We start from the raw sequence: 12,221 nt of genomic DNA, 5'->3' as shown, positions 1-12,221 counted from the left end.
AGTTAGTCATTTGGGTATGAAAAATTCTACTATTATCTTCTAAAAGCGCCAAAATCAATTTTTAAGGAAAAGACATTAGAATATAAGGCTGCACTTTGATTGCCTAAATCAGTTAATGCATAATCTATTTGTATGCCTTTGTATTTAAAACCAATGCCAATATTGGGTTGAAAACTAAGTTTAGAAGTATTGTCTATTTGTGTAATTTGTTGAAAATTGCCCACTCCTGCACGTAAAAAAGCTAAATCGGTATAACCAAATTCGAATCCAATAGCTGGGTCAATACTAACCATTTTAGTGGAAATTAAGTCGTTTGTTTGTGTAAATTGCATATTCAAATTTGTAGCGGCAACTAAGGAGTAATCATAGTGAAATATGTATTTTTTAGAAATTCCAAATTGCGCTTTTGGAGCAGTAATTTCGGTAGTTTCCGGTAATTCTTGATTTTCGCCAGGAACAGCATTTTTGATTTTTTCATACTCTTCTTCATTAATAGTCCAGGTATTGTAAGTTGTGGTTACGTCACGTAATAGTAAACCAAATTTCCAATCATTACTACTTTCAAATTGTGCACCTATATCAAATCCTACACCCCAAGAGGATGCAAAATTACCTATTACACGTCTAATGATTTTTGCATTGACGCCATAATTAAATCCGTCAACAGGCAAAGCTCGAGCGTAGGAAAAGGTAAAAGCATAATCTGCTGTTGAAAAAAGAGAAATTCGGTTATAATCAATGTTTCCTTGTGTATCTATAAGTTGTGTGGTATTTAAAATATCATCTACTCCAAAACGAATAACAGATACACCCCACGCACTTCGGTTATCTATAGGCATCCCAAAAGCAGCGTAGTCATATTGGGCTATGTTTGCAAAATAACTGGCATGCATCACGCTTAACTGTTGGTCTTCCATGTGTAATAAGCCCGCAGGATTCCAATAACTTGAATTAACATCTGCAGTTTGAGCCGTTACCGCATTGCTCATACCTAAAGCTGCAGCATCAACACCAATGTTTAGAAATTCATTAGAATATTTTCTAATGGTTTGTCCTAAACAAAATAGGTTGCTGAGTAGTAAAATAAAGATTAGTTTCTTTTTCAAAGCTATTGTTCTTTGTTGCACAAACGTACATAATTTTTTGCTAAACTAAGAATTCGCAACGTATATATCTAAAGTGTATAAAATTATAAATTTAATTTTAGATTAGTTTAGTGTTCTAAATTCTTTAACAAAACGTAATTTCTTTAGAATTATTGCTTATTTTTGTTCAACAATAATCAAGTAATTTTCAGTATGAATTTTAAGAAACACATTCCAAATTCACTAACTTTATTAAATCTTTTTGCAGGGCTATGCGCCTTAATTCATGCCTTTAATGGAAATTATGCCGAAGCTTTTTCTTTAGTTTGTTTAGGTATCTTTTTTGATTATTGGGACGGATTTTTAGCCCGAATTTTAGATGTTAAAAGTGAATTAGGCTTACAGTTAGATTCGTTGGCAGATATGGTAACAAGTGGCGTAGTTCCTGGCTTAATTGTGTACAAAATGTTAGCTGATATTCAAGAAAATCAATCGCAATATTCACTTACAGAAGAAACGTATTACATGGGAGTAGTGCCTTATATTGGTTTTTTAATTACCTTAGGTTCATGTTATCGATTAGCGAATTTTAATATTGATACGCGTCAAACCGATTCATTTATTGGATTACCTACTCCTGCTAATGCTTTGATGATTTGTTCGTTACCCATAATATTAGAACAAACCGGGGGTGAAAGTTTTGTTTTTGATTACCTGTCAAATCCGTACGTTTTAGTAGGTATTGCATTCATAAGCACTTTTTTGTTGAATGCCGAAATACCGTTGTTTTCTTTAAAATTAAAATCGTTTGCTTGGGGACCAAATAAATTGCAATATAGTTTTTTACTTGTATCATTAGCGCTACTGGTAGCACTTGAATTTGCGGCTATCCCACTTATTATTGTAGCGTATGTACTTACTTCATTACTGTTTAAGCCAAGTACTTCCCACTTGTAAATGGCAAAACGAATTCAAAGGAGATATATTAAAAAAAGGAAAAATAAGACCTTTGTTTTTTCTGGCAAAACACTAAAAAGGATTACTGTTTTAGGGCTCTTTTTGATCGCCCTCGTTTTTGGTTATCAAAAAAGAGAATGGATAGCCTATTATTTTGGTTTTCATTCGATGACAAAAAATTTGTCTGAAGAGCAAAGAAGATTAGAAGATAAGCGCATTCAAAATATAATAGAAAAACATCCAACATGTTTACTAGGAATTGATGTTTCTCAATATCAAGGTGAGATTGATTGGGCAAATGTGGAGGCTAAAGAAGAACAATTCGAATTACACTTTGTTATTGTTCGAGCTACAGCAGGACGTACGAAATGTGATTCTCAATTTAAATCAAATTGGGAGCAATTACCCCAAACACCTTATGTGCAAGGGGCATACCATTATTACCGCCCTGATGAAAACTCTACTGATCAGGCTGTCAATTTTTGTAAGCATGTGAAGTTGCGAAAAGGAAACTTACCCCCAATAGTAGATATAGAAAAGATGCCTAAAGGCCAATCGATGGAACAACTAAAAGTAGGTTTGCAGAATTGGCTCACACGGGTTGAAAAAAAGTATGGTGTAAAACCCATTATTTATACTGGTGAAAAATATTATGAAGATTTTTTAAAGGAAGATTTTCCCACATATAAATTTTGGATTGCTAATTATAATCATTGGAAAGAAAAAATTCATCCCGATTATTTAATGTGGCAGTTTACTGAAAAAGCCTCACTGCACGGTATTCCAGAATTGGTTGATTTGAATGTGTTTAATGGCACACAAGCCGACTTGAAAAAGATATGCTTAAAATGATTGATTGATTTATTTGTAATAAATAATTGCTAGTGTAATCACTACAATTCCTATAAAAGCAAGTACAGATTTTGTGTTAGCAAAATTAACCGTCCAACCTGCCCATTTTACTCTTTTTGGAGGAAATACTCGTTCGTCTTCTGGGTTGAAATAAAATAAGCCTAATTTCCAATTGTTTGGATCATTATGCCATTTTTCTAATTGTTCTTCCGTTGGGTTTTTCATATATGTAAATGTTAATTTGTTAGTTTTCATATATGGTATCGCCTTTATTTATTGGTGTTTGCTTACACAAACTTGTTGTTAATGGCGATTTCATATTATTCTGCTTTTGGTGTATTAAAATCAATTTTTGTTCTGCGAAGCTCAAAATTTTGACCTAAATATACTTTTCGCACCATTTCGTCTTCCGCTAACTCTTCAGGGATTCCTGCTTTTAGAATTCCTCCTTCAAACATTAAATAGGTTTTATCCGTGATGGCCAGTGTTTCTTGTACGTTATGGTCAGTAATTAAAATACCAATATTCTTGTTTTTTAATTGTGCCACGATACGTTGAATATCTTCTACTGCAACAGGGTCCACACCCGCAAAAGGTTCGTCCAACAGAATAAATTTTGGATCAGTAGCTAAACATCTTGCAATTTCTGTTCTTCTTCGTTCTCCACCAGATAATAAATCACCTCTATTTGTGCGAATATGCCCCAATGAAAATTCTTCAATTAAACTTTCCATTTTAGCTTCTTGTTCTTGTTTAGAAAGATTTGTTAACTGAAGCACAGATAAGATATTATCTTCAATACTTAATTTTCTGAATACAGAAGCTTCTTGTGCAAGGTAACCGATGCCGTGCTGCGCTCTTTTGTACATAGGAAAATCAGTAATATCCATGTCGTCTAAATAAATATTTCCACTATTTGGCTTTACAAGCCCTACAATCATGTAAAAAGAAGTTGTTTTTCCTGCACCATTTGGCCCTAGAAGTCCCACAATTTCACCTTGATTTACTTCAACCGAAATGCCCTTTACTACATTTCTGCTTTTATAGGTTTTGATTAAATTTTCTGCTCTTAATTTCATTCTAAGGTTTAAATGTTTAGAAGTTGAATTGTTTAATCGATTTACAAATAAACGAATAAACAATTTAACAATTTGTCTTTTAACAATTATTTAGTTTGTTCCTCTAACGCTTCCCAAAATTCGTAGGCTCTTCTTAAGTGTGGTATTACAATTGTACCTCCTACTAGTGTAGCAATACTCATCGTTTCCATCATTTCAGCTTTTGTAACGCCTTGTTTATGGGCTGTTTCCAAATGGTATTTTATGCAATCATCACATCTCAAAACAGCTGAAGCTACTAAGCCAAGTAATTCTTTTGTCTTTACATCTAACGCACCTTCCATATAGGTGTTAGTGTCTAAATTGAAAATTCGTTTGATAACTTTATTGTCATCTGCTAGTAACTTTTCGTTCATTTTAGAACGGTAGTCGTTAAATTCTTTTACTAAATTACTCATGGGGTTATAGGATTATTTTTTTTATAAATAGCAGCACTGATGAAAATACTAATTTCATACAGAATGACTAATGGAATAGTAACAATAATTTGACTAATAACATCTGGAGGTGTTACAATGGCTGCTAAAATCAAGATGATTACATAGGCCCATTTTCTATATTCTCGAAGAAAGCTAGGTGTTACAATTCCTATTTGAGACAAGAAATACATGATTACAGGTAATTCAAAAATAAGACCAGTGGCTAATGAAGTGGTTTTAACTAATCCTATATAGGAATTCATGTCTATAATGTTTTCAATTTCTTTAGAAATGGTAAAATTAGCTAAGAAATTTACAGAAAGTGGCGTAATGATAAAATAACCAAAACCTACACCTAGAAAAAATAACAAAGAAGAAATTACAATAAATTTTATCGCGTTCTTTTTCTCTTTTTTATATAATGCGGGGCTAATAAAATTCCAAAATTGTAACAGTATGTAGGGAAAGCTGATGATTAAACCTGCCGTAATACAGGTCCAAACTAATAATGAAAATTGCCCTTCCATATCTCCATTTCTTAGTGTAAATGGCATTTCAGTATTGCAAAAACTTTTATCTAAATTATAGGTGTTTGCTAAATCGCAAAAGAATTGATAGGTAATAAAATCGCCTTTCTTTGGACCTAAAATGATAGTATCAATGATGAAGTCACTAAAATAATAGGCCACTACACCGCCTATTAATATGCCTGCTGAACACCTAACTAATAACCATCTTAGTTCTTCTAAATGATCTAAGAAAGACATTTCATTAAGATTTTTTTTCTGTCTTGCCATTATACAATTCCTTCTTTTAATATATCATGTAAATGTAAAATACCTTTATATTCTTCATTATCAATAACCACTAATTGCGTAATTTTATTGTTTTCCAAAATATCTAATGCTTCAGAAACATGAAGCTGAGAAGAAATATGTTTTGGATTTTTAGTCATAATGTCTTGTGCCACTAAATCCGTAAATTGATCTCGGTCATTAAGCATTCTACGAATGTCACCATCAGTAATAATTCCTATTACTTTATTATGAGCTACTACAGCTGTTACGCCTAATCGCTTTTCGGAAATTTCCATGATTACTTTTTTGATTGAAGCATCAGGATTTACTTGCGGGGCGTGTGTGGTGTCTAACATATCTTTTACACGCAATAATAGTTTTTTACCTAATGCACCACCAGGATGGTATTTGGCAAAATCATCGGGTGTAAAGTTTCTTAATTTCATCAAACATATTGCAATTGCATCACCTAAAACTAATTGTGCCGTAGTGCTATTGGTCGGCGCCAAACCATTTGGGCAAGCTTCGTCATCTATATAAGCATGTAATACATAATCTGAATTTGTGGCCAAAAATGAGGTTTCATTAGCTGTCATTCCAATTAATGGGTTGCCAAAATTTCTAATTATTGGAGCCAAAACTTTTATTTCAGGACTGTTCCCACTTTTTGAAATACACAATACAACATCTTCCTTTTGAATCATTCCTAAATCGCCATGGATGGCTTCTGCAGCATGTAAAAAAAGCGAAGGGGTTCCAGTTGAATTTAAAGTGGCTACTATTTTTTGAGCAATAATAGCGCTTTTACCAATGCCAGTTATGATTAATCTTCCTTTGGACTGGTAGATAAGTTCAACACTTTTTGCAAAATCAGGTGTCAAATAGTCGTTTAATTTAGCAATACTTTCACTTTGTGACAGTATCGATTTCTTTGCATTTAATAGGATGTTTTCGAGTGTATTCAAAATTCAATAAATTAAATTTTTATTTTCAAAAATAATTGTATCTTTATGTTTGCAAATTTAGGCAAAATCAACTAATTAATATCTAATTTAATTTGTTAATAAAATCAAGCATTTTTTTACATGAGAGCACACGAGATTGATTTATACAAAGAATTAAAAAAATACTTCGGATTTACCCAATTTAAAGGGTTACAAGAACAAGTCGTAAACAGTATCATATCAGGAAATAACACATTTGTGATTATGCCAACAGGGGGAGGAAAATCATTGTGTTACCAATTACCTGCTTTAGTTTTAGAAGGAACTGCTATTGTTGTTTCTCCGTTAATTGCCTTAATGAAAAACCAAGTTGATGCCATTAGAAGTCTAGGTTCAGAGATTGGTGTAGCACATGTTTTAAATTCTTCACTTACCAAAACGGAAGTAAATCAGGTAAAAGCAGATATACTTTCAGGTAAAACAAAAATGTTATATGTAGCACCAGAATCATTAACAAAAGAAGATTATATTCAATTTTTAAGTGATGTAAAATTGTCTTTTGTTGCTATTGACGAAGCACATTGTATATCAGAATGGGGGCACGATTTTAGACCAGAATATAGGAATTTAAGAAATATTATTCGTCAATTAGGAGATATTCCTATTATTGGATTAACCGCTACGGCGACACCAAAAGTTCAAGAGGATATCCTGAAAAATCTAGATATGCCTAATGCAAATACCTTCAAGGCATCTTTTAATCGTCCTAATTTATACTATGAAGTACGACCAAAAACTAAAAATATTGAAGGAGACATCATTCGCTTTATCAAACAACATAAAGGAAAATCAGGGGTTATTTATTGCTTAAGTAGAAAAAAAGTTGAGGAAATAGCACAAGTTTTACAAGTAAATGGGATTTCAGCGGTACCCTATCATGCCGGATTAGATGCTAAAACAAGAGCTAAACACCAAGATATGTTTTTGATGGAAGATGTGGATGTTGTGGTGGCCACCATCGCTTTTGGGATGGGTATTGATAAACCAGATGTTCGTTTTGTAATTCATCATGATATTCCTAAGTCTTTAGAAAGCTATTACCAAGAAACAGGAAGAGCAGGTCGTGATGGTGGCGAAGGACATTGTTTAGCCTATTATTCTTATAAGGATATTGAAAAGTTAGAAAAATTTATGGCTGGCAAACCTATAGCTGAACAAGAAATTGGCTATGCTCTGTTGCAAGAAGTTGTCGCCTATGCAGAAACTTCAATGTCAAGAAGAAAGTATTTGTTGCATTATTTTGGTGAAGAGTTTAATGACGTAACTGGTGATGGAGCCGATATGGATGATAATGTTAGAAATCCTAAAAAGAAAGTTGAAGCCAAAGATGAGGTGGTAACACTCTTAGAGGTCATTCGTGATACAAAGCAATTATTTAAGCCAAAAGAAGTTATTATGGCTCTTGTTGGAAAAATTAATGCAATTATTAAGGCTCAAAAAATAGATACATTGTCTTGTTTTGGTTCAGGAGCTGATAAAGATGAAAAATATTGGATGGCATTAATACGTCAAATATTAGTGGCCGGTTTAATTACAAAAGATATAGAAAGCTATGGTGTTATAAAAATCACTAAAGTTGGTGAAGCATTTTTAAAAACACCACATTCTTTCTTAATGACAGAAGATCATGAATATAGTGAAGAGGAAGATGAAGCCATAGTGCTAGCTTCTAAAGCAACTGGAACTGCAGATGAGGCCTTAATGGCTATGCTAAAAGATCTTCGTAAAACAGAAGCAAAAAAACATGGCGTACCTCCGTTTGTTGTGTTTCAAGATCCTTCTTTAGAAGATATGTCTTTAAAATATCCTATTACAATAGATGAATTAAGCAATGTGCATGGTGTAGGAGAAGGAAAAGCAAAAAAATATGGAAAACCGTTTGTAGAATTAATAGAAAGATATGTAGAGGATAATGATATTATAAGACCCGATGATTTAGTGGTAAAATCTACAGGGGCTAATTCTGGATTGAAATTATACATCATTCAAAATGTAGATAGAAAACTTGCATTAGACGATATTGCTTCTGCAAAAGGATTAAGTATGGATGATTTGCTAAAAGAAATGGAGCAAATAGTGTATTCAGGAACTAAAATTAACATCAAATATTGGGTTGATGAAATTCTTGATGAAGATCAACAAGAAGAAATTCATGATTATTTTATGGAGTCTGAAACAGACAAAATAGAAGACGCCTTGAAAGAATTTGATGGGGATTATGACACCGAAGAATTGCGAATAATGCGCATAAAATTTATAAGTGAAGTAGCAAATTAATAAAAGAGAAATTTTTAGTAACTATTTATTTTATTTCTTTATTATATAGGAAATTATCATTTTTTTTAATTTTTATAAAAAAAATCTTTAATTTAAAAAAATAATTATATACATTTGCATGTGTAAAAATTGTTAAGTAGAAATAATTGTTACTTAAATGTTTATTTAAAGCTGAAATTTATTCCCCTAAATTAATTTTAGTTTTTAAAGTTTAAAAAATCCTGTTTCGGCAGGATTTTTTTATTCATACCACTCACCTCTATGAGGTTTTAAAGCATCTCTAAATTTAAGCATGTCGTTTTCTTCTACAATTATATATGCAGTACTATAAAATTCATCTATAGTTTCAAACCCCGTCAATTTGAGTGAATAGTTCTCTATAATTAGATATTCATTTAAATGGATAGCATGATGTTGCGCCGTCTGAAGTGCACTTGGTCCTCTAAAATCCCAAATCAGTTTAATTTTTTTCGACATATTTTTAAAATATATTACTACAAAGTTAGCTTTTTCTGTATAACTTGAGCGAACAAATTAGTACTTTTGCATAGTAAAAAATCTTTTATGCCTCGCGATATTCAACTACAAGTAACTCCTGAAATAGCTCATAACGAAACATTGTTGCATTTACATGTGGCTAAGTTAATGCAGGTAACGGGTTCGGATATTCAAAAAATTGTTATTGAAAAACGTTCTATTGATGCGCGTCAAAAAGCAGTTAAGTTTAATTTGAAAGCACTCGTTTATTTTTCAGATGAAGTGTATACCTCTCAAAAAAATGTTTTACCTGAGTATCCTAATGTCACTCATTCACAAGAGGTAATTGTTGTTGGCGCAGGACCTGCTGGACTTTTTGCAGCATTACAATTAATAGAATTAGGCTTAAAGCCAATTGTCTTAGAAAGAGGTAAAGATGTAAGAGGTCGACGAAGAGATTTAAAAGCCATAAATGTTGATCATATTGTAAATGAAGATTCTAATTACTGCTTTGGTGAAGGAGGAGCAGGAACTTATTCAGATGGTAAATTGTATACGCGTTCTAAAAAAAGAGGGGATGTAGATCGAATTTTAAGATTATTGGTTGGGTTTGGTGCTTCAGATGAAATTTTAGTTGAAGCGCATCCGCACATTGGAACAAATAAGCTGCCTCAAATTATTCAAGATATAAGAGAAAAAATTATTGAGTGCGGTGGACAAGTGTTTTTTGAAACAAAAGTGGTTGATATTTTACTAAAAAATAATGAAGTAGAAGGTGTGCTTACGCAAAAAGGAGATAAAATTGTAGCCAATAAAATTATATTAGCTACAGGTCATTCGGCAAGAGATATTTTTCAATTATTACACCATAAAGAAATTTATATAGAAGCAAAACCATTTGCATTAGGAGTTAGAGCAGAACACCCTCAAAGTTTAATTGATAGTGTACAATATTCCTGTGATTATAGAGGGCAATATTTGCCTCCAGCACCCTACAGTATTGTAAAACAAGTAAACGGACGAGGCATGTATTCATTTTGTATGTGTCCTGGTGGTGTGGTTGCTCCATGTGCAACTTCTCCTGGAGAAGTAGTAACAAATGGTTGGTCACCTTCAAAAAGAGATCAGGCTACAGCTAATTCTGGAATCGTAGTTGAATTAAGAGTAGAGGATTTTAAACCTTTTGCGAAATATGGTCCTTTAGCAGGGCTGGCTTTTCAAAAAGATATAGAACAAAGAGCTTGGCAGCTAGCAGGAAAAACGCAACGTGTTCCTGCTCAGAAAATGGTTGATTTTTCACAAAAAAAACAATCCACCGAAATACCAAAAACCTCTTATGTGCCAGGTACAACAAGTGTTGAATTAGGCCAGGTATTTCCGTCGTTTTTAACGCAAACGCTACGTGAGGGCTTTATTCAATTTGGAAAATCAATGCGAGGCTATTTTACAAATGAAGCTATACTGCATGCACCAGAAAGCAGAACTTCTTCACCTGTTAGAATTCCGAGAGCATCAGATACATTGGAACATGTTCAAATTAAAGGATTGTACCCGTGTGGGGAAGGGGCAGGTTACGCAGGAGGAATTATTTCCGCAGCCATAGATGGAGAAAAATGTGCACTAAAAATAGCAGAAAGCTTAAAAAAAATGTAAGGTATGAATTTAACTGGTAAAACAATTTTACTAAGAGCACTTGAGCCAGAAGATATTGATTTTTTATATCAAATAGAAAACGATATGTCTTTGTGGGAATTGAGTCATACGCAAACCCCATACAGTAAATGGGTATTGAAAAGCTATTTAGAAAATGCCCATCAAGACATTTATGAAGCTAAACAACTTCGATTAGCTATTGTATATCAAAGCACGCAGCAATTAATTGGGTTAATCGATTTGTTTGATTTTGATCCAAAAAATTGTCGTGCAGGCTTAGGTATAATTATTCAAGAGACATTTAGAGAAAAAGGAATAGGGACAGAAGCATTGCATTTGATTTGTAAGTATGCCTTTTCTCAATTTCATTTACATCAAATTTATGTTAATATTGGCTCAAAGAACGAAGCTAGTTTAAACCTTTTTACTAAATTTGGCTTCGAAAAAATAGGTATCAAAAAACAATGGAACAAAGTACAGCATCAATTTGAAGATGAAATTATGTTCCAATATATTAATCCTAATTTATAACATTTTGGAAAAGAAAAAGTTACTTACAAAAATTTTTATTGCCTTTACGGTTGTTGTTATTATTGCTGGTAGTTATGTAGTAAATAAGGCCTTTACGTCGAATACAAAATTTGAACAAGATGAGGTATTTGTTTATGTTCCTACAAATTCAGATTATGAAGCTGTAAAAAAAATCCTTGCACCTTATGTAGATAATCAACAAAAAATTGATTGGGTGGCTGCAAAGAGAGGCTACAGTACAAATGTGAAAGCAGGTAAGTTTTTATTAAAAAAAGGGATGAGTAGTTTTAGTATTGTAAGGACTTTGCGATTACCTGTTCCGGTTAAATTAGCGTTCAATAATCAAGAACGCATAAAAGATTTGTATAAAAGAATAGCTTCACAAGTTGAGCCAAGTGAAGAACAATTAAAAGCTGTATTTGAGAATGAAAAGTTTTTAGCAGATCATGGCTTGACAAAAGAGACGGTATTGACATTTTTTATTCCAAATACCTACGAGTTTTATTGGGATGTAACAGCAGAAGAATTGGCTGAAAAATTTTCAAAAGAATTTCATCGATTTTGGAATGATTCAAGGTTAGAGAAAGCAAAAGCATTAAATTTGACACCTGCTCAGGTGTATATTTTGGCATCTATTGTTCATAAAGAAACAGCTAAAGCAGATGAGCGACCTAGAGTTGCTGGTGTTTATTTGAATAGATTAAATCAAAATATGCCCTTACAAGCTGATCCAACTGTAATATATGCACAAAAATTAGTACAAAACGACTGGAGTTTAGTTATAAAACGCGTAGTTAATGCTGATACAAGAGTTGTTTCACCGTACAATACCTATCGTGTTACGGGTTTGCCTCCAGGTCCTATATTTATGCCAGATGTAAGCGCACTAGATGCGGTACTTAATGCAGAAAAACACAACTATATGTATTTCTGTGCTAGTGTACAAAAATTTGGTTATCATGAATTTGCTACTACCTATGACGAGCATTTGGTGATTGCTAAAAAATATGCAGATTGGGTATCTAAACAAGGATATAAAAGATAATATTAT

General features: G+C 32.7%; 13 protein-coding genes. 6 read left to right on the top strand and 7 right to left on the bottom strand.

All coding sequences use genetic code 11. From position 1 onward, the window contains the following. Nucleotides 1-32 precede the first annotated feature (32 nt). Entirely contained in the window at nucleotides 33-1,106 is a 1,074-nt protein-coding gene (locus RF683_RS07635) for a putative type IX sorting system protein PorV2 (RefSeq protein WP_309531734.1), read from the bottom strand. A gap of 192 nt (nucleotides 1,107-1,298) precedes the next feature. Between RF683_RS07635 and RF683_RS07630 the strand changes: the two genes are divergently transcribed. Then, nucleotides 1,299-2,042, top strand: coding sequence for a CDP-alcohol phosphatidyltransferase family protein (locus RF683_RS07630; RefSeq protein WP_309531733.1), 744 nt, complete (start codon nucleotides 1,299-1,301; stop codon nucleotides 2,040-2,042). A gap of 168 nt (nucleotides 2,043-2,210) precedes the next feature. Next, the gene (locus RF683_RS07625; RefSeq protein WP_309531732.1) at nucleotides 2,211-2,894 is read left to right on the top strand and encodes a GH25 family lysozyme; all 684 of its coding nucleotides are present in this window, start codon (nucleotides 2,211-2,213) and stop codon (nucleotides 2,892-2,894) included. Nucleotides 2,895-2,903: 9 nt separating this feature from the next. On the opposite strand, the gene RF683_RS07620 is transcribed toward RF683_RS07625, so the two are convergent. The 5 genes from RF683_RS07620 to RF683_RS07600 form a co-directional block, all read right to left on the bottom strand. Then, entirely contained in the window at nucleotides 2,904-3,119 is a 216-nt protein-coding gene (locus tag RF683_RS07620; protein WP_309531731.1) for a DUF5808 domain-containing protein, read from the bottom strand. A gap of 95 nt (nucleotides 3,120-3,214) precedes the next feature. Next, the gene (gene lptB, locus RF683_RS07615) at nucleotides 3,215-3,973 is read right to left on the bottom strand and encodes an LPS export ABC transporter ATP-binding protein (RefSeq protein WP_309531730.1); all 759 of its coding nucleotides are present in this window, start codon (nucleotides 3,971-3,973) and stop codon (nucleotides 3,215-3,217) included. An 86-nt stretch (nucleotides 3,974-4,059) separates the two neighbouring features. Next, nucleotides 4,060-4,410: a carboxymuconolactone decarboxylase family protein gene (locus RF683_RS07610; RefSeq protein ID WP_309531729.1), complete on the bottom strand. Its 351-nt coding sequence runs from the start codon at nucleotides 4,408-4,410 to the stop codon at nucleotides 4,060-4,062. After that, a complete protein-coding gene (gene tatC, locus RF683_RS07605) occupies nucleotides 4,407-5,228 on the bottom strand; it encodes a twin-arginine translocase subunit TatC (RefSeq protein WP_309531728.1) in 822 nt (273 codons plus the stop codon). The genes RF683_RS07610 and tatC overlap by 4 nt, the downstream gene beginning before the upstream one ends. Then, nucleotides 5,228-6,193, bottom strand: coding sequence for a KpsF/GutQ family sugar-phosphate isomerase (locus tag RF683_RS07600; RefSeq protein ID WP_309531727.1), 966 nt, complete (start codon nucleotides 6,191-6,193; stop codon nucleotides 5,228-5,230). The genes tatC and RF683_RS07600 overlap by 1 nt, the downstream gene beginning before the upstream one ends. A gap of 120 nt (nucleotides 6,194-6,313) precedes the next feature. On the opposite strand from RF683_RS07600, the gene recQ reads away from it, so the two are divergent. Next, nucleotides 6,314-8,509 (top strand): DNA helicase RecQ, encoded by a 2,196-nt coding sequence (recQ, locus tag RF683_RS07595; RefSeq protein WP_309531726.1) that lies wholly within the window; start codon nucleotides 6,314-6,316, stop codon nucleotides 8,507-8,509. Between the two features lie 240 nt (nucleotides 8,510-8,749). Here recQ and RF683_RS07590 read toward each other — a convergent pair whose 3' ends face one another. Beyond that, nucleotides 8,750-8,986, bottom strand: a complete 237-nt coding sequence (locus tag RF683_RS07590; RefSeq protein WP_309531725.1) for a hypothetical protein — start codon at nucleotides 8,984-8,986, stop codon at nucleotides 8,750-8,752. An 87-nt stretch (nucleotides 8,987-9,073) separates the two neighbouring features. Between RF683_RS07590 and RF683_RS07585 the strand changes: the two genes are divergently transcribed. Genes RF683_RS07585 through mltG form a run of 3 tightly spaced genes read left to right on the top strand, consistent with a single transcriptional unit; the run spans nucleotide 9,074 to nucleotide 12,215 of the window. Then, entirely contained in the window at nucleotides 9,074-10,639 is a 1,566-nt protein-coding gene (locus tag RF683_RS07585) for an NAD(P)/FAD-dependent oxidoreductase (protein WP_309531724.1), read from the top strand. Between the two features lie 3 nt (nucleotides 10,640-10,642). Continuing rightward, the gene (locus tag RF683_RS07580; protein WP_309531723.1) at nucleotides 10,643-11,170 is read left to right on the top strand and encodes a GNAT family N-acetyltransferase; all 528 of its coding nucleotides are present in this window, start codon (nucleotides 10,643-10,645) and stop codon (nucleotides 11,168-11,170) included. Between the two features lie 4 nt (nucleotides 11,171-11,174). After that, complete coding sequence (gene mltG / locus RF683_RS07575) at nucleotides 11,175-12,215, top strand: endolytic transglycosylase MltG (RefSeq protein WP_309531722.1); 1,041 nt, start codon at nucleotides 11,175-11,177, stop codon at nucleotides 12,213-12,215. Nucleotides 12,216-12,221: the final 6 nt, after the last annotated feature.

This window comes from Flavobacterium sp. 20NA77.7, from assembly GCF_031326205.1.
In the GTDB taxonomy this organism is placed as follows: Bacteria; Bacteroidota; Bacteroidia; order Flavobacteriales; family Flavobacteriaceae; genus Flavobacterium; species Flavobacterium nakdongensis.
This window is presented reverse-complemented; position numbering and strand designations above follow the sequence as displayed.